The organism is Methylocystis sp. H4A, from assembly GCF_015709545.1.
In the GTDB taxonomy this organism is placed as follows: Bacteria; Pseudomonadota; Alphaproteobacteria; order Rhizobiales; family Beijerinckiaceae; genus Methylocystis; species Methylocystis silviterrae.
Genome location: NZ_JADNQY010000028.1, coordinates 793399 through 815601 on the forward strand (window position 1 = coordinate 793399; position 22203 = coordinate 815601).

Sequence of the window (22203 nt, forward strand, 5' to 3'; positions counted from 1 at the left end):
ATGATTTCCCCTGGTGTCCCGCCGCGCATGAAGCCGCTCTCGCCACGTCGCTCGGCGACGTTCGCGGCGCTTGACGTCGGCACGTCCAAGATCGCCTGCCTGATCGCGCGGCTCACGCCCCTTGGCGCGGTCGCGCCCGGCGATTGGCGCACGCATCGCGTTCGCGTCGTTGGCATTGGCCATCAGCGCTCTCTGGGCGTGAAGAACGGCCTGGTGGTCGACATGGACGCCGCCGACGCCGCGATCCGGCAAACCGTGGACGCCGCCGAGCGCATGGCCGGCATGCAGGTGGAGCGCGTCATCGTCACGGCGTCGGGCGGCCGACTGTCCTCGCAGCATTTTCAGGCGAAACGCGTGATTGGCGGCCGCGAAGTCGCCGAGCACGATATTCATCGGGTGCTCGAAGCTTCGGCCGCGCATCATCTCCATCGCGGCCGCGTCGCCATTCACTCGCTGCCGACGGGCTTTTCGCTCGACGGCGTGTCCGGCATCCGCGAGCCCAAGGACATGATCGGCGAAGAGCTTGCGGTCGATCTCCACGTCGCGACCTGCGATCAGGCCGCCGCCCGCAATCTTCTCGTCGCCGTCGAGCGCAGCCATCTCAGCGTCGAAGCCATGGCCGCCACGCCTTATGTCGCCGGGCTCTCCACGCTCGAACCCGACGAGGCCGAGATGGGCGTCATGGTCGTCGACATGGGGGCTGGATCAACGTCCGTGGCCGTCTTCGCGCGGGGCGAGATGATTCACCTGGACGCCGTGACGCTTGGCGGCGCCCACGTCACGATGGATATCGCGCGCGGACTCGACGCGCGGCTCTCCGACGCGGAGCGGCTGAAGACCTTTCACGGCTCGGCGATCGCTTCGACCTCCGACGAGCGCGAAACCATTTCCTTTGATCACGTCGGCGAGAGCGATCACAAGGCGCATGCGCCGAAATCGCATCTCGTGCGCATCATCCGCCCGCGCATCGAGGAAACGCTGGAGTTCCTGCGCGACCGCTTGGCGAAGGCCGGCCATCCGAGCGGTCCTGGCCGTCGTATCGTGCTGACGGGCGGCGCGAGCCAGCTCACAGGCGTCGCCGAGGCGGCGCGCCGCATTCTCGGCGGACAGGTTCGGGTCGGACGGCCGATCGGCGTCGAAGGCTTGCCGGATTCCTCGAAGAGCCCCGCCTTCGCGGCCGCCGCCGGGCTGCTCGTCTATCCGCAAGTCGCCGCGCATGAATATTTCGAGCCGCGCCGGATCGAGCGCGCGGCGACGGGAACTGACGGATACATCTCGCGCGTAGGGAGATGGTTAAGAGAAAGCTTCTAGTATCGCGTGAGAGTGATTCTTTCGACCCGGCGCGCCCTTCGACGCGCCGAGCATGATTGCCAAGGACGACGCGTTCGGCGACCGGGCGTCCAAGGGCGAAGGACAACGGGCGCCGAGTTGTGAACGCATTGGTGAGAGGCCTGGCAGATGACGATCAACCTTAAAGCTCCCGAACTCAGGGAATTGAAGCCCCGCATCATGGTTTGCGGCGTCGGCGGCGGCGGCTGTAACGCCGTCAATAATATGATCACCTCTGGTCTGTCGGGCGTCGATTTCCTTGTCGCCAATACAGACGCCCAGGCGCTCGCGTCGTCGCAGGCCGAGCGAATCATCCAAATGGGCCTGCAGGTGACGGAAGGACTGGGCGCCGGCGCTCAGCCAGAAGTCGGCCGCGCCGCCGCGGAAGAAGCGCGCGAAGAAATTCGCGAGCATCTCTCCGGCGCGCATATGTGCTTCGTCACCGCCGGCATGGGCGGCGGCACCGGCACGGGCGCCGCGCCGGTGATCGCGCAGATCGCGCGCGAAATGGGCATTCTCACCGTCGGCGTCGTCACGAAGCCGTTCCATTTCGAAGGTCAGCGTCGCCTGCGCATCGCCGAATCGGGCATCTCCGAACTGCAAAAATGCGTCGATACGCTGATCGTCATCCCGAATCAGAATCTCTTCCGCATCGCCACGGAGAAGACGACCTTCGCCGACGCCTTCGCGATGGCCGACCAGGTTCTCTATTCGGGAGTCGCCTCGGTCACGGATTTGATGGTCAAGGAAGGGCTCATCAACCTCGACTTTGCTGACGTTCGCTCGATCATGCGCGGCATGGGCAAGGCGATGATGGGCACCGGCGAAGCCACGGGCGAAAATCGCGCCAATCTTGCCGCGGAAGCCGCGATTGCGAATCCGCTGCTTGACGAAGTGTCGATGAAGGGGGCGCGCGGCCTGCTGATCTCGATCACCGGCGGCCACGATCTGACCCTCTATGAAGTCGACGAGGCGGCGAGTCGTATTCGCCAGGAGGTCGACGAGGACGCCAACATCATTCTGGGCGCGACATTCGATTCGTCGCTTGAAGGCGTGGTGCGCGTCTCCGTCGTCGCGACGGGCATCGACCTGACCGCGATCACGGCCGATGATCCGACGAGCGAATCGCGTCTCGCCGAGGCCGCCGAGCGCCTGCGCGCCCAATTGCAGCAGGCGCGCGCGCAGCAGGCGCCGGCCGTCGAGGCCGCGCCGGTTCTGCGTCATCGCGAAGAGCCGCAGGCCGCAGCCGGCTATTATTCGGAGCAGGCGCCGGCGCATGGCGTCTACCTCGAGCCGGCGCCGCCGCGTCTCGCCTATGGCGAGCCGAGGTTCGAAGCCGAGCGCCACGAAGCGCCGGCCGGCGCCTATGTGCCGCCGGCCCCGGAGCAGCCGCGTGCGCCGCGCATGCCTCAGATCGAGGATTTTCCCCAGCCCATCCAGGAACAGCTGCGTCAGCAGATGGGCGCTGGCGATCCTCGTCGCAAGTCGATCTTCGAGCGGCTCGCCTCCTTCGGAGCGAGCCGTCAGGAAGACTCGATGCATGGCGCGCCTGCGGCGCCGACCCCGCGCCCGCAAATGGCTCCCCCAGGCCAGCCTTCGGCGACGCACGCCGAATATGGCAAGCGACCGGCCGCGCCGGCGCCGGTTGTTCCCGGCGGACATGCCGCGCTCGATTCGCACGGTCGTCGCGCCCTGCAGCCGCGCCCGTCCGAGGAGGATCATCTGGAGATCCCGGCCTTCCTGCGTCGCCAGGCCAACCACTGAAACATTCTCGACAATCGGCAAAGGCCCGCCTCGCGCGGGCCTTTTCATTTTGGCCGCTGGGTCTTGTAACAAACTGTAAGAAAGCGTGACTGGAGCGTCGGCGCCCGGATTTGCTATCGTTCGTCCGGGCTTTAGGGGAGGGTTGCGCCATTCGATCGGATTCACGCCGACCTGCGTTGCGCGCGCGCCGCGCCGCGCATCCCGGGAGCGCGGCCGCGCCAGCGGTTCAGCAGACACTCGCACGAAGCTTCACATTAACCGGCCAGGGCGTGCATGGCGGTCGTCCCGCCAGGATGACGCTCGCGCCGGCCGGCGCTGACGTCAGGATCGTTTTCGGCGTCGCCGGAGCCGAGATCGAAGCGCATTGGTCGCGCGTCGACGCATCGACATTGCGCACACGGCTCGCCGGCGACGGCGCGAGCGTGTCGACGGTCGAGCATGTGATGGCCGCGCTTGCGGCGCTTCGCGTCGACAATGCGCTGGTTGTGCTCGACGGCGACGAGGTTCCGGCGATGGACGGCTCGGCCCGCGACTTCGTCTCGGCGATCGACGAAGCCGGCGTCGTCGCTCTATCCGCGCCGCGGCGCGCGCTGCGAGTCGTGAAGCCCGCGCGGGTATCCGACGGGGCCGGCTGGGCGGAGCTGCGGCCAGCGGAAGCCGGCCTTCGTTTGGATGTGGAAATCGCCTTCCCCTGTCCAATCGGACGCCAGCGCCTGGCGCTCGATCTGACGCCCGAGACGTTTCGGCGCGAATTGGCCGGAGCTCGCAGTTTCGGATTTTTGCGCGATGCGGAGCGGCTTTGGCGAGAAGGTCTGGCGCTTGGCGCCAATCTCGACAATACGCTGGTCTTTGACGCGCGCGCCGCCATCAATCCGCACGGGGAGCGATTCGCCGACGAATGCGTGCGTCACAAGATGCTCGACGTCGTCGGCGATCTGGCGCTGGCCGGGGCGCCGATCATCGGCGCCTTCCGCTCCTATCGCGGCGGGCATAGCCTTAATCTCGCGCTGCTCGAAGCTGCGGCGCGCGCGGGCGCCCTGGCGCTCGAACTCGACGCGCATAACGAAGGCAAGAGTGCGACAGGCCGAAGCCTATCGCCATAATCTCGCCAGATGAAGGTTCTTCTTTCAGCCGACCGCAAAGGCGGGATCGGCGCCCCGACGCGCGCCGTGAGGCAGGGCAGGGGCGTCCTGCGACGCCATTTGGCTGATAGCTTTCGAGGCGCCGGGACCGCGCGAGCTTCGCGCAGCGCCGCAATGGGGCAACACATGTCGGTTTTCGCTCGTTCATTCAAAGTGTTGGCTTTGGCGTCGGCCTTGTCGATCGGCGCGGCGCCGGCGCGCGCCGACCTCATGGACTCGATCACCAGCGGTTTCGGTCTCTTTGGCAGCGGCGGGACGAAATATCAGACGGAGATCACGCCCGACATCCCGGCCGAGGATCTCTATAACGCCGGTCTGGCGCGGCTGAAGGCCAAGGACTACGAGGGAGCAGCCAAGAAATTCGGCGAATTGGAGAAGCAATATCCGTCATCGGACTGGTCTCGCAAAGGGCTGCTGATGACGACCTTCGCGCAGTACGAGCACCCCAAATATGACGACGCCGTGCAGTCGGCGATGCGTTATATCGGGCTTTATCCGAACTCCGCCGACACGCCCTATGTCTACTATCTCGCGGGCATGTCCTTCTATAGTCAGGTGCCGGACGTCATGCGCGATCAGCAGTCGGCGGAGAAGGCGCTGGAGGTTTTCACGCAGCTCATACAGAAATTTCCGAAGTCGGAATATGTGAACGACGCCAGATACAAAATCCAGGTGACGCGAGACCAACTCGCCGCCAAGGAGATGAACGTCGGACGCTTCTACCTGCTTCGCAAGAACTACCCCGCCGCGATCAACCGTTTCCACGACGTTCTCGGCAAATATCAGATGACGCGCCATACCGAAGAGGCGCTCTATCGTCTCACCGAAGCCTATCTCGCGATGGGCGTCACCAACGAAGCGCAGACCGCCGCCGCCATCCTGGGGCATAATTTCCCGGATTCGCAGTGGTATAAGGACGCTCACGCGCTGCTGAAAACCGACGGTCTCGAGCCGCACGAATACACAGGTTCGTGGCTCTCCAAGATCGGCAAGACGCTGCACGCGATCTAGCCGTCTTCCGAAAGACACGCCTGGATAAATGCGCCGGCGTGCGTGAGCGCGCGTCGGCCGTCCTCAAGCCTCGCATTCCATAAGTGCCACGCATGGATCATGCGCGGCCAGATCTCCAGCGTGACCGAGACGTCGGCGGCGCCGGCCGCAGCGGCGAGTCGCGTCGAATCGGCGAGCAGCGTTTCGTTTGAGCCCACCTGAATCATGAGCGGCGGCAAGCCGCTCAGGTCGCCAAAAAGCGGCGAGACGCGCGGGTCACGGCGATCGATTCCGGTCGGGACATAAGCTTGCACGAGTTCCTCGAGATAGGCCTTATGCAGCAGCGGATCGACGCCATCCTTCGTTGCCAGCGTTTCGCCGGAGAGGGTGAGATCGGTCCAAGGCGAGACAAGCCAGGCGCAGGCGGGAAGCGCTTCCTTGAGGTCGCGCAGCCGCATCAGCAAGGCAAGCGTCAGGCCGCCGCCGGCGCTGTCGCCGCCGACCGCGATCTGGCGCGCGGCAAACCCCTGTTGCCGAAGAAACCGCCAGGCCGCGAGCGCATCGTCATAGGCGGCCGGAAACGGATGCTCGGGCGCCAGTCTGAATTCGACGGCAAGCGCCCTGGCGCGCGCGGCGCGTCCGGCTTCAGTGGCCATCCGGCGGTGGCTGACGATCGAGCCGGAGCAATAGCCGCCGCCATGGAAGAACAGCAGCGCGCGCGACGGGTCGCTCGTTGGCGCGCAAGACCATTCGGCGGCCACGCCGTCGATCGACGCGCGCGCCAATGAGACATCCGCCGCGCTCGGCCAAGCGGCGCCGACTTCCTCGATGCGGACGCGCCGCGCCGGCCAGCCGACGGGTCGCGGTTTTGCGCTCAGCAGCGCGCGAATGTCGTCGATGCCGAGATCGGCCATAAAATCTCCGTTTGGAAAAGGGCGCTGGCGACTATAATCGAGAGCCGTCCGCGCGTCGCCGACGCGCGGCTTCCGGCGCATGTGCGCGCCCAAGGCATTTGAGCAAAGACTCATGCTGGTCCGTCTTTCCATTCGCGACATCGTGCTGATTGACGCGCTCGACCTGGAATTCGCGCCGGGTCTGACGACGCTTACGGGAGAGACCGGGGCGGGAAAATCGATCTTGCTCGACGCCTTCGTGCTGGCGCTCGGCGGGCGGGGCGACGCGTCGCTCGTGCGCGCCGGCTGCGAACAGGGACAGGTGACGGCGGCGTTCGATACGCCGGCGAATCATCCCGCGCATCTCGCGGCGCGCGAATTCGGCCTCGCGAGCGAGGACGAGCTGGTGTTGCGCCGCGTGCAATCGGCGGACGGGCGCACCCGCGCCTTTGTCAACGACCAGCCGGCGACGGCGCAGGCGCTGCGCGCGATTGGGCGCGAACTCGTCGAAATTCATTGTCAGCATGACGAACGCGCGCTGGTCGATCCGAATGCGCATCGCGCGCTCGTCGACGCGCATGGCGGCCTTGTCGCGCAAGCGACGGGCGTACGCGCGCGCTATGGCGCGTGGCAGGCGGCGCGCCGCGCGCTTGTTGAAGAAGAAGCGCGCATCGCCAAGGCGCGCGCCGACGCCGACTATCTACGCCACGCCCACGCCGAGCTTTCGGAGCTGGCGCCGCAGGAGGGCGAGGAAGAGACGCTCGCCGAACGGCGGCTCTTCATGCAGCGCGCCGAGAAGGTCGCCGCGGACATTTCCGATGCGCTCTCGGCGTTTTCGAATGACGGGGCGCCGGCGCGGGAAATCGCTCAGGCGGCGCGGCGGCTGGAGCGGCGTCTGACGCAGGCGCCGCAACTGCTGGACGCGCCGGCGCGCGCCTTGACGCAGGCTGTCGATGCGTTGGGTCTCGCCGAGGAAGCGCTTGAACGGGCGCTCACTGAGACGAAGTTCGATCCGGCGGAATTGGAGCGGGTCGAGGAGCGGCTGTTCGCGCTGCGCGGCGCCGCGCGCAAGCATCAGGTCGCGGTCGCCGACCTTGCCAAGCTTGAAGAAAAATTCGCCGATGACATCGCCGCGCTCGACGCCTCCGAAGCGCGGCTGGTCGCGCTGGGGCGCGCGCTTGCAGACGCCAAGCAGTCCTATGACGAAGCGGCCTTGGCCCTGTCCGCGGCGCGCCGCGCTGCGGCGAAGACACTCGATGCGCTGGTCGACGCCGAGTTGAAGCCGCTGCGACTGGAGGGCGCGCATTTTTCGACGCAGGTGACGAGCGACCCGGAGTCCGCCGGGCCAGAAGGAATCGATCACGTCGAATTCTGGGTGCAGACCAATCCGGGATCGCGCCCCGGTCCGCTGACCAAGGTCGCGTCGGGCGGCGAACTCGCGCGCTTCATGTTGGCGCTAAAGGTCGTGCTCGCCGATCGCGGCTCGGCCCCCACGCTCGTCTTCGACGAAATTGATACGGGCGTCGGCGGCGCCGTGGCCGACGCCATCGGTCAGCGGCTGGCGCGTCTCGCCGCGCGCGCGCAGGTGCTGGCCGTCACCCATGCGCCGCAGGTCGCCGCGCGCGCCGGCCAGCATCTACGCATCAGCAAGGGCGCGCCGGCGAAGACCGGCAAGGACAAGCGCGTCGCGACCAGCGTCGCGGTGCTTGCCGAGGGCGAGCGGCGCGAGGAGATCGCCCGCATGCTCTCGGGCGCCGCCATCACCGAAGAAGCGCGCGCCGCCGCAGCGCGGCTGCTGGAAGGGGCGGGTTAACGGCCGCCTTTGGGCGGTATTTCCGCTAGAGTTCGGCCTTTGGCGGGAAGCGGAAACTTTTGGCTGGCGGGGAGGTGGCCACTTCGCGCCATTACCGGACATCGCTTTAGATCCCGGATTTGGTCTTATGCAACTAAGCGCGCGCTCCGCCACCACATGCCTTCGGTGCAACCGCCCGTGCTGTATAGTGGCCGCTTCACGGCAAAGCACGGGAGGGCGACAATGTTCGACGATCTCGGAGCATTGTTTATGAATAGTGTCATTGCAGCACATGATGAATACGTCGTCAAACGTGACGAAAGAAAGTCCGGGAGGGACCAGCATCTTAGAGCAGCTATAGGCTTAGCAACTGCTCTTTTCCATATCCGGGAACATTTGCCCGCCCAGTTGGCCAAATCACGAAGAGACATTGAGTCTGCATGTCCCGATTATCGCCTTATCGCAGATGTAGCGAATGCGACCAAACACGCACAAGTCAAACGAAGGACTCCGCAGGGCACTTCGTTGATAGCCTCTGCAGATGATGTTCAAGAGGTAGTTGCCATAACGCTGTTTGAAGACGCCGAAGGAATCTACTCGGATTTTCAAACCTTCATAATGGCAAAATGCTCGGATGGAACAAAGCGTAATCTCGACTTAGCGCTCACGAACGCTCTTAATTTTTGGTCCGGCTTTTTGTCGCGGGCTGGGATTGTCACATACCCACAGGTTCCAGTTCCTCTGACGCCGGGAGTTCGTTTTATTCAACGCAAGGACACCAAGAGCTTAGAGTTTGATGTGCTGAATACGATACGTTTTCGTAGCAACATGCAAATTCTGAAGTTTGATGCGACTAAAGGATACGCTGAACCGATGGATTTGAAGGATGCGCAAATGGTAATGCGAGTCTTCAAGCCCCGCCCAATCATCGTCGATATTACTGTAAGCATACCACAACAAGGCGAGGTTACTGTACCTATCGAATTGTCTGACGCTCAAACGATTGATTTCTACCGATTGAAAATGGAGACTGATAAGCAGGCTTTCATGAAAGCTATCTTCGAGGAACGAGCCAACGAAATCATACAGAAAGCCGCAATCGCTTTTCAGGAGAAAGCTGAAGCGACGCGCAGCCCAGATATGACTGCTTAGGGTCAAATCAAGCCATTCATCATCCGCTCAACGGGACGATTGCTGCGGGTCGCAAGCTGAAAATCAAACCGATAACCTACCGCCTTTTGGAAGGGGTGGCTGACTTCACAGCGACTCCGGCCAGCGACGCGCGCCATGATAGATGCGCAATATCTGAAGCGCGTTGTCCTTGACGCGATAAGGAACGCTGTAGGGCGTCTTGTCGATGACGAATTCGCGCGTTCCAGGCACGCGGCCGGGGCGGCCGATAGGCGGATTCTCCGCAAGAGTCGTCTCGATCATTTCGAGAAGGTGAAGGGCGACGCGTCGCGCAGCCGCGGGATTGTCCCGCAAAATGTCTGCGCGTAGGGCGGCGAGATCGTCGATCGCCTCGGGCGACCAGATGATCTTCACGGCCGGCGGGTTTCGTCAGGCGTTTCCCAGCTCTCGATCCAATGACGCACCTCTTCATGTTCAACGCCGCCGCCGCGATCGAGAGAGCCCAGGGCTTGGCGAATTCCAGCGACTTGCCATTCGTTGGCGTCGAGATATTCGGCGATGGCCTCGGCCGTGAGAAAGGAGCGGCTGCGGCCCGTGCTCGCCGCAAGGCTGGCGAGCCGCTTCTTGATCTCTGGACCGACCCTCACGGTGAAGGTCTCGGATGTTTCGCGCTTTGTGCGCTTGATCTTTGCAGCCGGTGATTGCATGTACACAGCATAACACACCGCCTGTCGGCGACAATTGTCATTCAGCAATATCCGGGAGGACGGCGCGTCGCCTTTCGTTGCCTCCTGTCCCGCGCTGGCCTAAGAGAGTGCGCCATGCAGAATGCGCCTTTGCTCATGCCCGCCGCGGACACGCTTGCCGAATTGCGCGACGAGATCGACCGGATCGATCGCGATATGCATCGGCTGTTGATGGAGCGCGGCGAGATCATCGACCGGCTGATCGCCGTGAAGCGCGCGCAGGGCGTCGGCTGCGCCTTTCGACCCGATCGCGAGGCGCAGATGATGCGCGCGCTGGTCGAGCGTCACCAGGGGCTCCTGCCGCTCGACGCCGTCGAAGGCGTTTGGCGCGTCATCGTCTCGACCTTCACCTATGTTCAGGCGAATTATTCGGTGCATGCCGATGATTCCGGCGGCGACGCGCAGATGCGCGATTCGGCGCGCTTCCACTTCGGGTTCACCGTTCCCTATGTCGCGCATCACGGCGCTGGCGCGGTGATCGACGCGGTCGCCGCGTCGACCGGCGATCTGGGGATCTTGCGCGCGACGGGCGGGCTATCGGATGGCGCCTGGTGGATGCGCCTCGTTGGCGAAGGCGCCCCCAAGATCATCGCGCGCCTGCCTTTCGTCGAGCGGCCCAATCATCCCGCAGGTCTGCCGATGTTCGTCGTCGCGCGGCTTCCGGCCGAGGCGATGGCGCATGGCGTGACGCTTTATGCGGTCGGCCTCGCGCGCTGGACGCACGCGCTGCCCGCCGCTTTCCAGACGCTCAAAGGCGAAATCCTCGCGAGCGCCCCCCATCCGGAAGGGCTGGCGCTGCTTGTCGCCGCCGCCGGCGACGCTGACGCCCAGTCCTTCGCCAAAGCGTTGGCCGAAGCAGGGGTGGAGGGCGCGCGCGTCGACGTGATCGGCAGCCATGCGATGCGCTTCCAACTTAACGATGCGCGCAGCGGCGTCTTCGCGCCAGGCGATTGATCATGACCAAACCCGCTCCCCGTACCAGTGTTCTCGCGATCGACGCTTACGTGCCCGGCAGGAGCGCCGCGCCAGGCGCTGCGCGCGTGTTCAAATTGTCGGCCAATGAGACGCCGCTCGGGCCATCTCCGCGCGCGGTGGAGGCCCTGCGCAACATGGCCGGCGAGATTGCGCTTTATCCCGAAGGCTCGTCGCGCGCCCTGCGCGAGGCGATCGGCGCGCGTTACGCGCTGAACCCGGACCGGATCATCGCCGGCGCCGGCTCGGACAATCTTCTGGAGCTGCTTGCGCTCGCTTACATCGGGACCGGAGACGAGGGCGTCTACAGCCAGCATGGGTTCCTTGAATATAAGATCGTCACTCTCGCCGCGGGGGGGACGCCGGTTGTCGCTCCCGAGACGAACTACACAGCGGAAGTTGACGCGCTTCTTGCCTCTGTGAGCGAGAGAACAAAGATCGTTTTTCTCGCCAATCCGAACAATCCGACCGGCACGTTTTTGCCCGCGAATGAAGTCTCGCGGCTGGCGCGTTCGCTGCCCGCGCGTGTGCTGCTCGTGCTCGATTCCGCCTATGCCGAATATGTCCTGCGCGAGGATTATGAGGCGGGGGTCGCGCTTGTCGATGCGCATGAAAATGTCGTGATGACCCGCACCTTCTCGAAAATCTACGGCCTTGCGGGCCTGCGCGTCGGCTGGGCCTACGGACCCGCGCATGTGATCGACGCGCTGAACCGAATCCGCTCGCCCTTCAATGTCTCAAGCGTGGGTTCAGCAGCGGCGATCGCCGCGCTGTCGGATCGCGCCCATCTCGACGCGGCGATCGCGCATAATGACCGCTGGCTGCCGTGGCTCTCGCGAGAAATTTCCGCACTCGGCCTCGACGTTCTGCCGAGCGTCGCCAATTTCGTCGCCATACGTTTTCCCGACGCGCCGGGATTGACGGCCCTCGACGCCGACCGCTTCCTCATGTCGCGCGGCCTGGTGCTGCGCGCCATCGGCGCCTATGGCATGGGAGAATTCCTGCGGCTCACCGTCGGCGCGCAGGAGGCGAATGAACGCGTCGTCGAAGCGCTTGCTGAATTCATGCAGAGCGCCCGGACGCCGCAAGACGCGCAAGCAGGCGTTCATGGCTGATCCTGTATGTGAACGCCTGGCGCTGATCGGCGTCGGACTCATCGGCTCATCGATCGCGCGCGCGGCGCGTGAGTTTGGCGCGGCGCGGCAGATCGCGGTGATGGATTCATCGCCGAAGGTCGTCAGCCGCGCCAGCGAACTCGGTCTCGCCGACGTTGCGACACAAGATTATGCGCAGGCGGTTGGTGGAGCCGATCTCGTCATCGTGTGCACGCCTGTCGGCGCTTGCGGCGACGTCGCACAAAGCCTCGCGCCGTATCTGGAAAAGGGCGCCGTTCTTTCCGACGTCGGCTCGGTGAAAGGCGCCGTCGTCGCGCAAATGACGCCGCATCTTGCCGAACCGGCGCGCTTCATTCCCGCCCATCCGATCGCCGGCACGGAGTTCTCCGGGCCGGACGCAGGATTCGCCACGCTGTTTCAGAACCGTTGGTGCATTCTCACGCCGCCGGACAACGCCGACGCCGCGGCCGTGGAAAGGCTGACGAAATTCTGGATGCGCTTGGGGGCGAACGTCGAGACGATGAGCGTCGCGCATCATGACGCCGTGCTCGCGCTCACGAGCCATCTGCCGCATCTCATCGCTTATAACATCGTCGGCACGGCGGATGATTTCGGCGATGAGACGCGTTCCGAGGTCATCAAATTCTCGGCGTCCGGATTCCGCGATTTCACGCGCATCGCCGCCTCGGATCCCATCATGTGGCGCGACATCTTCCTCGCCAATAAGGACGCCGTCCTGCAGATGCTCGGACGCTTCAATGAGGATCTCAGCGCGCTGCAGCGGATGATCAGGCGGGGCGACGGGGAGGGACTGCTGGAATTTTTCTCGCGCACGCGCGACATCCGCCGCTCGATCGTCGAACAGGGCCAGGACACGGCTGCGCCCGACTTCGGAAGGCGAGCGGAAGGGCGGTGAAAACCGTCTCTCCACGGCCGCTGTCTTCACGGGAATCACATATGACCGAATCGAATTTCGACGCGCTGCGCGCCGCTTTCGAAAACGCCGTTCCCGGCTATGACGCGCTGCGACGCAAACTCATTCCGCATTTCGACGCCTTCTATGGGACCGCGCTCGACCTTCTCGAAGAGGTCGTGGGCGAGGGAGAATTTCGATGCGTCGACCTTGGCGTCGGCACCGGTCTCTTGTCGGAAATGATTCTCAACCGGTTTCCCGGCGCGCAGGTCGAAGGCGTCGATCTCGCGCCGAAGATGCTCGATGCGGCGCGCGAACGGCTTGCGATTTACGGCGCGCGCCTGCGCTTGTCGCTCGCGGACTATGCAACCGCGCCGCTCCCTGGGCCGCTCGACGCCGTCGTCTCGGCGCTCTCCATCCACCATCTCGATCACGAGGCGAAGCGCCGCCTCTTCCGGCGGATTCATGATGCGCTGCGGCCCGGCGGCGTTTTCATCAACGCCGACCAGTCGCTCGGCGCGACCGGTGAAATCGAGGACGCCTATCAACGCCGCTGGGAAGCGGATGTCCGAGGCTCAGGAATCGCCGCCGATGATTTCGCGGCGGCGAGAAAGCGCGCGGAACTCGATCGCAGCGCGACCTTCGCAGATCAGATCGCCTGGCTCGAAGACGCGGGATTCCGCTACGCCGACATCGGCTGGAAGCGCCATCGCTTCACGGTGTTTTACGCGCGGCGCTAGCGTCGTTTTGCGACGCTTGGCCGATGCGTAAGGCGTCGCCGGCGTTGCGCGAGATGACCTGCTGCAGCTTGCCGGAAATAGCCGCCAACACCCAGGGCAGCTGAACGTCGATGCGCAGCAAATCTTTCAGCACCGTGATCTGCGCCGTCGCCGTTTGACCGAGCGCCGTCACCCGAACCGTTCCGACGTCGCCGGCCCAGGTGACTTCGGAATGCGCGACCTTGTCCACATATTCGCGTTGCATCCTTGCCAGCTGTTCGGAGACGCGGGCTTTCGCCGCGTCGACGCCGAGATCGTGCGGCACTGTGACGGTGATGGCGTTCGACATTGGCTTCCTCCACTCGCCCCAATGTAGGCGCCCCTCTGGGGGATTAGAAGAATGGCGCGGCTAAAGGCGATGATGAGGACGACGATCTCGCGCGAGCGTGTACGCTTTATAGTCGAGGTTGCGCTGGCTCTGGCGTTGAGCGGTGTCGCAACTTCCGTTGGGGCGCTCGACGCGCCGTCGCCGCCACGACGTCCGGAATTTCAGACCGTCCCCTTACCCGAGGCAAAGCCTGCCGTCGGGGCCAAGCCGCAGCAAGTGGAGCCCCAGTCCGCCGAGGATTGCATGGCGAATCTGCGCGCAGCTGGCGTCGCTTTCGAACCCGCCCAAGCGCCGGCCGGCGCGCTTGACGGTTGCGCGATCGAGGCGCCCGTGCGTCTCGCGTCGGTCACGGTCGGCATACGGCGCGTTGCGCTCAACGCAAAGCCGCTGCTGGGGTGCGCCTTCGCGCTGCAATTTTCCGATTATGTGAAAAATCTGCTCGCGCCGCTCGGCGCCGGGACGATGGGCGCGTCGCTCGTCGCGATTGACACAGGTCCAGGCTACGAATGCCGCGGCCGCAATCATGATAACGGGGCCAAGCTGAGCGCGCACGCCAAAGGGCTCGCTCTTGATGTCGGCGCATTTGTTTTCTCGGACGGTCGAAAGATCGCCGTCGACGCTCAGCCGGATGCTCAATCGACCGCTTACGTCAGAGGGCTACGAACGGCGGCGTGCGGCTGGTTCACCACGGTCCTTGGCCCTGGATCAGATCTCTATCACGCGAGCCATCTTCATTTCGACATCGAGCGCCATGGATCGAATGGCGGCTATCGAATCTGCCAATAGTCGAAAAAAATAGAATTCCCTGCGCTGAAACGTTAAGGTGCTGTTCATCTTTCATGGTGAACGCGCCGCGCCGGCGTGGCACGCCGCAGCGATGCAGCGTTGTCACTTCGGATGGACAACACAGGGAGGCTTGGAATCGTGATCGATGACTATGGCGAGATCAACACAGCCAAGGCGAACTTCGACGAAATCTATGTAATGGATGACCCAAGGTCGTACTATTCTGTCCTGGGCGGGTTGGACTACATGATTCCCGATGTCGCGGCGCCCGTCATTCGTCAGGTGCTCGCAGCCAAGGCTTCCGACGGGAAAAAGCCCATCGTTCTCGACGTCGGTTGCTCGTACGGCATCAATGCCGCAGTGCACCGTTTTCCGCTCAGTTTCGATACGCTGAGGCGTCGATATGCACGGCGCGAACTGGTGGAACTATCCTCCGATGATTTGTTGCGGCTCGACGCCAATTATTTCGCGGCCTGGCCGGATCGCGGCCTGGCGAGCTTTATCGGCCTCGACGTCTCGGAGCCTGCGATCCTTTACGCAAAAAGCGTTGGTCTGATCGCGGACGGCGTCATCGCCGATCTCGAGGAGAATGAGTTGACGTCGGACGCTGCGCGCATCGTCTCCCGCGCGGACGTCATCCTCTCAACGGGCTGCATCGGGTACCTGGGCGAAGCGACTTTCCGCAAGCTGCTGGCGCAGATGAAGCGGCGGCCATGGGTGATCTCCTTCGTACTGCGCATGTTTCCTTTCGATGGCGTCGCGCATGCTCTCGGCGAGCATGGTTACGTCACGGAACACCTCGACGGGGCCACCTTCATCCAGCGGCGCTTCCGAAACGGCGATGAATTCGAGCGCACGTTGCAGACTCTCGCGGCCCTCGGAAAAGACACGCATGACCTAGAGGCGGAGGGCCTCTATCACGCCGACCTCTACATTTCCCGTCCCGCCGGGGAGGCGGCGCAACTGCCGCTCTGCGACTTCGTCTCGATCGCGAGCGGCCGCTATCGGTCGTTCGGACCGCGCTATGTCCATGTCGAGACCGAAGAAGGCAAGCTCGTCACGCTCGAGCCTTGAGCGCACGATCGGACAGGACGAACTCGGCGAAGTGAGCGCGGTCAAACGGAGACCGGTCTCACCCGTCGCAATTCACCTCGCCGATGCGAGTAGGCCGAGGCGCGTCAGCTCGTGCTCGCGAATGTTGCGGGTGATCGGATAGTAGCCGCCTTTTTTCGCCTGGGTCTGGCCATCTCTCGAAAGCACATATGTGACGAACTCGCCGCTCAGCGTGTCGATCGGCTTCTTGGGATCCTTCAGCAGATAGACGTAGAGGCCTCGCGCCAGCGGATATTTGCGCGAGTAAGTGTTGTCGAAGGAGGCGTCATAGCAGCTCTTGCCCGACGACAGCGGAACCGCGCGAACTCCGGCCGTCTTGTAGCCGATGCCTGAATAGCCGATCGCAGACTTGTCGGCGCCGACGGCGCTCACGACGGCTTCCGATCCAACCTGCATCTTGATGTCGTCCTTGAAATCGGCGCCGCTCAAGACATGCTGTTTGAAGAACTTGTAAGTGCCGGAAAGCGTGTTGCGGCTATACATGGCGATTGGCTTGGCCGCCCACTCGCCGGTCAAACCAAGCTCGCCCCAGGTGCGGATGCTTTTTCCGCCGCCGCTTTTCGGATCGGCCGCAAAAACCCGTTCCATCTGCTCCATGCTGATGCATTGGAGCGGATTGTCCTTATGGACATAAATCGCGAGGGCGTCGATCGCGACCAGAACCGCCGTTGGCTTGTAGCCGAATTTCGCTTGGAAGGCGGCGATCTCGTCCGGCGTCATTTGTCGCGACATTGGACCGAGTTGCGCTTCTCCCGAGAGGAGCGCCGGCGGCGCCGTATTGGAGCCCTTGCCGACAAGTTCGATCGACACATTCGGGTAGATCGACTGAAACCCTTCGGCCCAGAGCTCCATTTCGTGATGCATCGTGTCCGAGCCGACCGACCTCAATTTTCCCGACAGTCCGTTGACGACCTTGTACGGAGTTAGCTCCATATCGAGCGCAACAGCGCCGGCGGTCAAAGCCACCAAAGCGGCGATGGCGGCGGAGAGGGCTCGCAGTTTCATGGCTTTTCTCCGTTGCATCAAATCATTGCGGCCGAAACCACCTCGCGGCGGCAAGTGCGCGATCGACGTGGAACGGCTGGGGGATCGCCCTCAAGGCGGATGTTCAGTGAGTCGTTCTTGCTTTCGCCGCAATTTCGCTCGGCGAAATGACAGGCGCGTGACGCCTATGCGACGGCGCGGCCGCGCAGCGTGCAGCTCAAGAAAAAAAGCAAAAAAAAACCGGAAGGCGAGGCGTCGCCTTCCGGTTTGACGTGATGCGGCCGTGCGCGACGGCGCGGCCGCGTCTGTTCGTCAGTAGCTGTAATACATGTCGAATTCGACCGGATGCGGCGTCATTTCGAAGCGCATCACGTCCTGCATCTTGAGGTCGATGTAGGAGTTGATGAAGTCCTCGTTGAAGACGCCGCCGGCCGTCAGATAGGCATGGTCGGCTTTGAGATTCTCGAGCGCTTCGCGCAGGCTGCCGCACACCGTGGGGATGGCCTTCAACTCTTCCGGCGGGAGATCGTAGAGATCCTTGTCGGCCGGTCCGCCCGGATCGATCTTGTTGGCGATGCCGTCGAGGCCCGCCATCAGCATGGCGGCGAAGGCCAGATAGGGATTCGCCGTCGGATCGGGGAAACGAACCTCGACGCGCTTCGCCTTCGGGTTGGAGCTGAAGGGGATGCGGCACGACGCCGAGCGGTTGCGCGAAGAATAAGCGAGCAGCACCGGCGCCTCATAGCCCGGAACCAGACGCTTATATGAGTTGGTCGACGGGTTGGTGAAGGCGTTCAGCGACTTCGCATGCTTGATGATGCCGCCGATGTACCACAGGCACTCCTGAGAGAGGCCGGCGTATTTGTCGCCTGCGAAGACCGGCTTGCCGTCCTTCCAGATCGACTGATGGACGTGCATGCCCGAACCGTTGTCGCCAAACACCGGCTTCGGCATGAAGGTCGCCGACTTGCCGTAGGAATGCGCCACCTGATGGATCGCATACTTGTAGATCTGCAGGTGGTCGGCGACCGTGACGAGCGTCTCGAACTTCAGACCGAGTTCGTGCTGGGCGGAGGCGACTTCGTGATGGTGCTTCTCGACCTTGACGCCCATGGCCGACATGGCGGCGAGCATCTCGCTGCGCATGTCCTGCGCAGAGTCGACCGGCGGCACCGGGAAGTAGCCGCCTTTGGTGCGCACGCGGTGGCCGAGATTGCCGCCTTCATAGGCAGTGCCGCTATTGGAGGGCAGCTCGGTCGAATCGAGCGTGAAGCCCGTATCGTAGGGCTCGGTCGAAAAGCGCACGTCGTCAAAGACGAAGAATTCGGCCTCAGGACCGAAAAAAGCCGTGTCGCCGACGCCGGTCGATTTCAGATGCTCCATCGCCTTCTTGGCCATGCCGCGCGGGTCGCGGTTGTAGGGCTGGCCCGTCGCGGGCTCTACGACGTCGCAGACGACGGAGAGCGTCGACGCCGCGAAGAAGGGGTCCACGGCGATGGAATTCAGATCCGGAAGGAGCGTCATGTCCGATTCATTGATCGCTTTCCAGCCGGCGATCGACGAGCCGTCGAACATGATGCCTTCGGTCAAAGCTTCTTCATCGACAATCGAAACGTCGAACGTCACATGCTGCCACTTGCCGCGCGGGTCGGTAAATCGGAAATCGACGTATTTAACGTCGTTATCCTTGATCTGCTTAAGAACGTCCTTGGCCGTTGTCATGTGGTTCGATGCCTCTCTTTGCTGATCTTGCTGTTTAGCTGTTTTCGTATTGGGCGCGGCGGAGCGTCTGAAGATGTTGGCGAGAAAGCTCATGGGGGGCTCGTGCTAGATGGCGTCCGCGCCGGTCTCGCCGGTGCGAATTCGGATCGCGCCTTCGACGTTGGAAACAAAAATCTTGCCATCGCCGATTCGGCCCGTCTGCGCCGCCGTGCGTATGGCCTCGACGGCGCGCTCCACGGCGTCGTCCGGAAGAACGATCTCGATTTTAACTTTCGGTAGGAAATCAACGACATATTCGGCGCCGCGATAGAGCTCCGTGTGCCCTTTTTGACGGCCAAAACCCTTCGCCTCGGTGACCGTAATCCCCTGGAGGCCCGCCGCCTGCAGCGCTTCCTTCACTTCATCGAGCTTGAACGGCTTAATGATCGCCTCGACCTTTTTCATCAAATCCCCCGCGCGCTTAGCTTAAGCCCCGGCCCGCTAGCGACTTTGGCTCTGCTGAAAGAGCCGCCGAGCTTCTAACATTGCCGCCCTAGTCGCGCCATGGCCAAAGTTCCGGCGCCCACCTTAGGCTTGGCGCCTATCTGATATACTGTATGCTCATATTTTAATCTATAAGCCTAGTTTTTAGGCGCTGCTGCGATCGTCGACGATGGCAGGAAGGTCTTCCCGGGCGCCCCATTCCGACCAGGAGCCGTCATACACCGTGGCCGGCGGACGCCCCGCCGCTGCGAGCGCGAGGCTGATGAGGCAAGCCGTGAGCCCGGAGCCGCAGGTGGCGATGACCGGCGCGTCGGGATTGACGCCCGCCGAGGAAAAGGCCGCTTCGAGCCCGGGCTTGTCCTTCAGTCTTCCGCCTTCGAGGACATTGCCGAATGGAAGGTTCAGCGCGCCGGGCATGTGGCCGGAGCGTAGGCCCGGGCGCGGCTCAGGCGCCCATCCGTGGAAACGCTCCGCGCCGCGCGCGTCGACCACCTGCGGCCCGCCGAGATCAAGCGCGCGCCGCACCGCCTGCGCGTCGGCGACCAGGCTCGCGTCGAAACGGGGCGTAAAAACCGCCGGCGCTCTCTTGCGCGCCTCGCCCTGTTCGAGCGGACGGCCTTCGCCCTGCCACGCAGGAAGTCCGCCCGCAAGGATCGAGACCCGTTCCACGCCGAAGACGGTAAGCGTCCACCAGAGACGCGGCGCTGAAAATATGCCGACGCTGTCGTACACGACGGCCTGCATTCCATCTCCATATCCGAGCCGGCGCATTTCCGCCGCGAAGACTTCGGGCGTGGGCAACATATGCGGCAAGTCGGTGGACGGATCGGCGATCGCGTCTATATCAAAGAACTGCGCGCCGGGAACATGCTTCGCAAGGAACTCGGCGCGAGCGTCGCGGCCAGTCGCCGGCATGTGCCACGACGCATCGAAGACCACGAGATCCGGCGCATCGAGACGCTCTGCGAGCCACGCCGTGGTGACGAAAAGCTTTTCGGGATCAATTCTACGCGACATCGTCCGCTCGCTGCGCCCGACGCTGCTTGCATCCAGCGGTCCGGCGTTCACAATACGCCGATTCGATTCTCACGCCATCGGCGCTTGATCCATGCTCGACATTCCAGGCAAGGCCTGCGGCTCCTGCTTCTTCTGCTGCAAGGTTCTTGAAATCGATGAATTCAAGAAGCCGGCGGGCAAGCTCTGCGAGCATTGCGTGCTGACGGGCGGCTGCGGCGTTTATGACACGCGTCCGGACGTGTGTCGCGACTACTACTGCCGATGGAAAGATGAGCGCAGCTTTTCGTCGCAACTGCGACCCGACAAGGTCGGCACGCTGCTGATGGACGACCCGGACAGCGACGAATACCACGCGGTCTGCGACCCGGAAAAGCCGTTTTCCTGGCGCAATCCTCTCGTATTCAAGCATCTTGTCGCCGAGGCGAAGGCGGGACGGCTCGTCGTCGCAAAGGCGGGGTTGCGGGCATGGCGCATTTTCGACGACGGACGGTGGCAAGAATGGGCCTGAGCCTCAGAGCCGCGCGCGCCAAGAATTCGACCAAGAATTCGACCGAGAGTTCGACCGAGAATTCCGAGGAATTGTCTGCGCCGAGCGACGCTTCGAGGCTATGAGAGCGGCCGCCCGGCTTTCTTGCCTTGCGGCGCGCGGCGGCTGCGCCGCCGCAGCGATGTCGGTAGCGCTCTGCGCGCCCGCCGCCGCGGAGATGCTCAGGGCGCACTACGCCCTGAGTCTCATGGGGCTCTCCATCGGCAGCGCATCCGCTTCCGGCATCGTCGACGCGCAGAACTACCGCGTTGAGATCTCGATGCGGACGACGGGGCTCGCCAATCTCATTAACAACGCCAAGGGGGCCGCCAGCGCGAGCGGCGGCCTGACCGCCGGCGGTCCGTCGCCGGCAAATTACGCCAACACCACCTCGAACAGCGACGAGACGCGCACCGTGCGCATGTCGCTCGCCGGCAACGCGGTGCGCGCGGTGGAGGTGAGACCCGCGCCCTGGGACGCCGAAGCGCGCGTCCCCGTGACGGAAAGCGCCAAGCGCCACGTCGTGGATCCGGTCAGCGCGCTGATCATGCGCGTGCCGCCTGGAGAGGAACTCACGGGTCCTTCGGCGTGCAACCGAACCATTTCCGTTTTTGACGGCGTGACGCGTTTCGACGTGGAGCTCGCCTATGCGGGCGATCACACGGCGCAAACGCGAGGTTATGCCGGCCCCGTCACCGTATGTTCGGCGCGTTATACCCCGATCGCCGGGCATCGCCCCGACAGCTCCGCGACGCGCTATATGGCGAACAATAACGACATCAGCGTCTGGCTCGCGCCGCTTCCCGACGCGCGGGTCGTGGTGCCGATTCACATCGCGATCGGCACCGCCGCCGGCAAGCTCGTCATCGACGCGTCGGATTTCCAGATCGAGCAGCGCCGCGCCGATTTCAGGCGCTGACCGGCTTCGGCCGATTTCACTCGACGCGAACTTCCTTGGTCTTTTTCCGGTTCATGCGGTCGGATTCATATTCGAGATATCTGACTTCCAGCGGGTCGGCGCCCTTATTCGGGCGCAGACAGAATGACGGGCGCGGCGAAAAGCCTCCGTCCTGCGCCTCGAAGCAATCCGAGAAGCGCACCTCGCACTGAAACATCGTTTCGCTTTTTGGCGCCGCCCGCGCCACGACGGCGCGCGCTTTTTCGATCGCCTGCTTGCAGACGTCGGAGTTGAAGCCCCAGGCCTCGCAGTCGCTTTGCGTCGCCATATATTTGCCGTCGGCGGAACAGACGGGCGAGCGTCGGAACGCGTAGTAGGCTGAAAATCCTGCAGCAGCGACAGCGACAGCAATGATGAAAAACTTGAACATCGGACGTCACGCTCGCGAGATGGACTGTTGCCGCGCTCCGATAGATAGTCGTCGGCGCGCAGCGGCGGCAAGCGCAAACTGAGCGCTTGTATGAGCTTTGATGCGGCGATGCAGCGCAGCGGCGGCCCTGTCGGTCGCTTGACAGCGCTTTGCGTCTGCAATACTCCGAAACCACCGCATTTCGGAACCGCGGCCGAGAGCTGCGAGCATTATAGCTCTCCGGACGCGGCTAGGGCCGAATAAGCGATGCAGACGCGTTCCCGCCTAGGTGAGGTCGACGTTGAACCAAAACCGAGGCGGGCCGACGTCAGCCATGCTTTCCACTTGACCAATTCGACGAAGAAAGCAAC

At 63.5% G+C, this 22203-nt stretch carries 23 protein-coding genes; 14 read left to right on the forward strand and 9 right to left on the reverse strand.

Features of this window, described 5'->3' with window-relative positions; genetic code table 11:
• The 4 genes from ftsA to IYW40_RS20415 all read left to right on the forward strand — a co-directional run bounded on the left by ftsA (position 1) and on the right by IYW40_RS20415 (position 5246).
• Entirely contained in the window at positions 1-1311 is a 1311-nt protein-coding gene (ftsA, locus tag IYW40_RS20400) for a cell division protein FtsA (protein ID WP_196402040.1), read from the forward strand.
• 147 nt (positions 1312-1458) lie between these two features.
• Positions 1459-3093 (forward strand): cell division protein FtsZ, encoded by a 1635-nt coding sequence (ftsZ, locus tag IYW40_RS20405; protein ID WP_196402041.1) that lies wholly within the window; start codon positions 1459-1461, stop codon positions 3091-3093.
• 176 nt (positions 3094-3269) lie between these two features.
• The gene (gene lpxC, locus IYW40_RS20410; RefSeq protein ID WP_196402042.1) at positions 3270-4196 is read left to right on the forward strand and encodes a UDP-3-O-acyl-N-acetylglucosamine deacetylase; all 927 of its coding nucleotides are present in this window, start codon (positions 3270-3272) and stop codon (positions 4194-4196) included.
• A gap of 165 nt (positions 4197-4361) precedes the next feature.
• Positions 4362-5246: an outer membrane protein assembly factor BamD gene (locus IYW40_RS20415; RefSeq protein WP_196402043.1), complete on the forward strand. Its 885-nt coding sequence runs from the start codon at positions 4362-4364 to the stop codon at positions 5244-5246.
• Here the strand turns inward: IYW40_RS20415 and IYW40_RS20420 are convergent.
• Complete coding sequence (locus IYW40_RS20420) at positions 5243-6139, reverse strand: alpha/beta hydrolase (protein WP_196402044.1); 897 nt, start codon at positions 6137-6139, stop codon at positions 5243-5245. The genes IYW40_RS20415 and IYW40_RS20420 overlap by 4 nt on opposite strands.
• Before the next feature lie 112 nt (positions 6140-6251).
• On the opposite strand from IYW40_RS20420, the gene recN reads away from it, so the two are divergent.
• Positions 6252-7931, forward strand: a complete 1680-nt coding sequence (recN, locus tag IYW40_RS20425; RefSeq protein ID WP_196402045.1) for a DNA repair protein RecN — start codon at positions 6252-6254, stop codon at positions 7929-7931.
• A gap of 222 nt (positions 7932-8153) precedes the next feature.
• Positions 8154-9062 carry a hypothetical protein gene (locus tag IYW40_RS20430; protein ID WP_196402046.1) on the forward strand — a complete coding sequence of 303 codons (909 nt, stop codon included), beginning with the start codon at positions 8154-8156 and terminating at the stop codon, positions 9060-9062.
• Positions 9063-9167: 105 nt separating this feature from the next.
• Here the strand turns inward: IYW40_RS20430 and IYW40_RS20435 are convergent, their stop codons facing one another.
• Together IYW40_RS20435 and IYW40_RS20440 are read right to left on the reverse strand one after the other, a co-directional pair.
• Positions 9168-9455 (reverse strand): type II toxin-antitoxin system RelE/ParE family toxin, encoded by a 288-nt coding sequence (locus tag IYW40_RS20435; RefSeq protein WP_196402047.1) that lies wholly within the window; start codon positions 9453-9455, stop codon positions 9168-9170.
• Positions 9452-9748, reverse strand: a complete 297-nt coding sequence (locus IYW40_RS20440) for a CopG family ribbon-helix-helix protein (protein WP_196402048.1) — start codon at positions 9746-9748, stop codon at positions 9452-9454. Before IYW40_RS20440 ends, IYW40_RS20435 begins: the two co-directional genes overlap by 4 nt.
• 114 nt (positions 9749-9862) lie before the next feature.
• Here IYW40_RS20440 and IYW40_RS20445 point away from each other — a divergent pair, with 114 nt between their 5' ends.
• The 4 genes from IYW40_RS20445 to IYW40_RS20460 are packed head-to-tail and all read left to right on the forward strand — an operon-like array spanning position 9863 to position 13527.
• Positions 9863-10741, forward strand: coding sequence for a chorismate mutase (locus tag IYW40_RS20445; RefSeq protein ID WP_196402049.1), 879 nt, complete (start codon positions 9863-9865; stop codon positions 10739-10741).
• Between the two features lie 2 nt (positions 10742-10743).
• Positions 10744-11874, forward strand: a complete 1131-nt coding sequence (gene hisC / locus IYW40_RS20450; protein WP_196402050.1) for a histidinol-phosphate transaminase — start codon at positions 10744-10746, stop codon at positions 11872-11874.
• On the forward strand, positions 11867-12790 hold the full coding sequence (locus IYW40_RS20455; RefSeq protein WP_196402051.1) for a prephenate/arogenate dehydrogenase family protein: 924 nt from the start codon (positions 11867-11869) through the stop codon (positions 12788-12790). Before hisC ends, IYW40_RS20455 begins: the two co-directional genes overlap by 8 nt.
• Positions 12791-12831: 41 nt before the next feature.
• Positions 12832-13527, forward strand: a complete 696-nt coding sequence (locus IYW40_RS20460) for a class I SAM-dependent methyltransferase (RefSeq protein ID WP_196402052.1) — start codon at positions 12832-12834, stop codon at positions 13525-13527.
• Here IYW40_RS20460 and IYW40_RS20465 read toward each other — a convergent pair.
• The gene (locus IYW40_RS20465) at positions 13502-13855 is read right to left on the reverse strand and encodes a polyhydroxyalkanoic acid system family protein (RefSeq protein WP_196402053.1); all 354 of its coding nucleotides are present in this window, start codon (positions 13853-13855) and stop codon (positions 13502-13504) included. The genes IYW40_RS20460 and IYW40_RS20465 overlap by 26 nt on opposite strands.
• A gap of 282 nt (positions 13856-14137) precedes the next feature.
• Between IYW40_RS20465 and IYW40_RS20470 the strand changes: the two genes are divergently transcribed.
• Both IYW40_RS20470 and IYW40_RS20475 read left to right on the forward strand, forming a co-directional pair.
• Entirely contained in the window at positions 14138-14680 is a 543-nt protein-coding gene (locus tag IYW40_RS20470) for an extensin family protein (RefSeq protein WP_246720936.1), read from the forward strand.
• 111 nt (positions 14681-14791) lie between these two features.
• Complete coding sequence (locus IYW40_RS20475) at positions 14792-15754, forward strand: class I SAM-dependent methyltransferase (protein ID WP_196402055.1); 963 nt, start codon at positions 14792-14794, stop codon at positions 15752-15754.
• A gap of 72 nt (positions 15755-15826) precedes the next feature.
• On the opposite strand, the gene IYW40_RS20480 is transcribed toward IYW40_RS20475, so the two are convergent.
• The 4 genes from IYW40_RS20480 to sseA form a co-directional block, all read right to left on the reverse strand.
• Positions 15827-16798 (reverse strand): phosphate ABC transporter substrate-binding protein, encoded by a 972-nt coding sequence (locus IYW40_RS20480; RefSeq protein ID WP_196402056.1) that lies wholly within the window; start codon positions 16796-16798, stop codon positions 15827-15829.
• 291 nt (positions 16799-17089) lie between these two features.
• Positions 17090-18499 carry a type I glutamate--ammonia ligase gene (gene glnA / locus IYW40_RS20485; RefSeq protein WP_196402057.1) on the reverse strand — a complete coding sequence of 470 codons (1410 nt, stop codon included), beginning with the start codon at positions 18497-18499 and terminating at the stop codon, positions 17090-17092.
• A 105-nt stretch (positions 18500-18604) separates the two neighbouring features.
• Positions 18605-18943: a P-II family nitrogen regulator gene (locus tag IYW40_RS20490; protein WP_196402058.1), complete on the reverse strand. Its 339-nt coding sequence runs from the start codon at positions 18941-18943 to the stop codon at positions 18605-18607.
• A 183-nt stretch (positions 18944-19126) separates the two neighbouring features.
• Positions 19127-19999, reverse strand: a complete 873-nt coding sequence (gene sseA / locus IYW40_RS20495; protein WP_196402059.1) for a 3-mercaptopyruvate sulfurtransferase — start codon at positions 19997-19999, stop codon at positions 19127-19129.
• A 91-nt stretch (positions 20000-20090) separates the two neighbouring features.
• Here sseA and IYW40_RS20500 point away from each other — a divergent pair, with 91 nt between their 5' ends.
• A complete protein-coding gene (locus tag IYW40_RS20500; RefSeq protein ID WP_175092763.1) occupies positions 20091-20507 on the forward strand; it encodes a hypothetical protein in 417 nt (138 codons plus the stop codon).
• 100 nt (positions 20508-20607) lie between these two features.
• A complete protein-coding gene (locus IYW40_RS20505) occupies positions 20608-21444 on the forward strand; it encodes a DUF3108 domain-containing protein (protein ID WP_196402060.1) in 837 nt (278 codons plus the stop codon).
• Positions 21445-21460: 16 nt separating this feature from the next.
• Here the strand turns inward: IYW40_RS20505 and IYW40_RS20510 are convergent, their stop codons facing one another.
• Positions 21461-21853 carry a DUF1190 domain-containing protein gene (locus IYW40_RS20510; protein ID WP_196402061.1) on the reverse strand — a complete coding sequence of 131 codons (393 nt, stop codon included), beginning with the start codon at positions 21851-21853 and terminating at the stop codon, positions 21461-21463.
• Positions 21854-22203 lie beyond the last annotated feature (350 nt).

Excerpts from the sequence above, each read along its gene's own strand:
- IYW40_RS20430 (WP_196402046.1), top strand. The coding sequence starts at position 8,154 with ATGTTCGACGATCTCGGAGCATTGTTTATGAATAGTGTCATTGCAGCA.
- IYW40_RS20505 (WP_196402060.1), top strand. The coding sequence starts at position 20,608 with ATGAGAGCGGCCGCCCGGCTTTCTTGCCTTGCGGCGCGCGGCGGCTGC.
- IYW40_RS20490 (WP_196402058.1), bottom strand. The coding sequence starts at position 18,943 with ATGAAAAAGGTCGAGGCGATCATTAAGCCGTTCAAGCTCGATGAAGTG.
- IYW40_RS20470 (WP_246720936.1), top strand. The coding sequence starts at position 14,138 with ATGGCGAATCTGCGCGCAGCTGGCGTCGCTTTCGAACCCGCCCAAGCG.
- IYW40_RS20415 (WP_196402043.1), top strand. The coding sequence starts at position 4,362 with ATGTCGGTTTTCGCTCGTTCATTCAAAGTGTTGGCTTTGGCGTCGGCC.
- IYW40_RS20420 (WP_196402044.1), bottom strand. The coding sequence starts at position 6,139 with ATGGCCGATCTCGGCATCGACGACATTCGCGCGCTGCTGAGCGCAAAA.
- IYW40_RS20440 (WP_196402048.1), bottom strand. The coding sequence starts at position 9,748 with ATGCAATCACCGGCTGCAAAGATCAAGCGCACAAAGCGCGAAACATCC.
- IYW40_RS20500 (WP_175092763.1), top strand. The coding sequence starts at position 20,091 with ATGCTCGACATTCCAGGCAAGGCCTGCGGCTCCTGCTTCTTCTGCTGC.
- IYW40_RS20510 (WP_196402061.1), bottom strand. The coding sequence starts at position 21,853 with ATGTTCAAGTTTTTCATCATTGCTGTCGCTGTCGCTGCTGCAGGATTT.
- IYW40_RS20475 (WP_196402055.1), top strand. The coding sequence starts at position 14,792 with ATGGACAACACAGGGAGGCTTGGAATCGTGATCGATGACTATGGCGAG.
- hisC (WP_196402050.1), top strand. The coding sequence starts at position 10,744 with ATGACCAAACCCGCTCCCCGTACCAGTGTTCTCGCGATCGACGCTTAC.
- IYW40_RS20460 (WP_196402052.1), top strand. The coding sequence starts at position 12,832 with ATGACCGAATCGAATTTCGACGCGCTGCGCGCCGCTTTCGAAAACGCC.
- IYW40_RS20465 (WP_196402053.1), bottom strand. The coding sequence starts at position 13,855 with ATGTCGAACGCCATCACCGTCACAGTGCCGCACGATCTCGGCGTCGAC.
- IYW40_RS20445 (WP_196402049.1), top strand. The coding sequence starts at position 9,863 with ATGCAGAATGCGCCTTTGCTCATGCCCGCCGCGGACACGCTTGCCGAA.
- recN (WP_196402045.1), top strand. The coding sequence starts at position 6,252 with ATGCTGGTCCGTCTTTCCATTCGCGACATCGTGCTGATTGACGCGCTC.
- ftsZ (WP_196402041.1), top strand. The coding sequence starts at position 1,459 with ATGACGATCAACCTTAAAGCTCCCGAACTCAGGGAATTGAAGCCCCGC.
- IYW40_RS20480 (WP_196402056.1), bottom strand. The coding sequence starts at position 16,798 with ATGAAACTGCGAGCCCTCTCCGCCGCCATCGCCGCTTTGGTGGCTTTG.
- sseA (WP_196402059.1), bottom strand. The coding sequence starts at position 19,999 with ATGTCGCGTAGAATTGATCCCGAAAAGCTTTTCGTCACCACGGCGTGG.
- IYW40_RS20455 (WP_196402051.1), top strand. The coding sequence starts at position 11,867 with ATGGCTGATCCTGTATGTGAACGCCTGGCGCTGATCGGCGTCGGACTC.
- glnA (WP_196402057.1), bottom strand. The coding sequence starts at position 18,499 with ATGACAACGGCCAAGGACGTTCTTAAGCAGATCAAGGATAACGACGTT.
- ftsA (WP_196402040.1), top strand. The coding sequence starts at position 1 with ATGATTTCCCCTGGTGTCCCGCCGCGCATGAAGCCGCTCTCGCCACGT.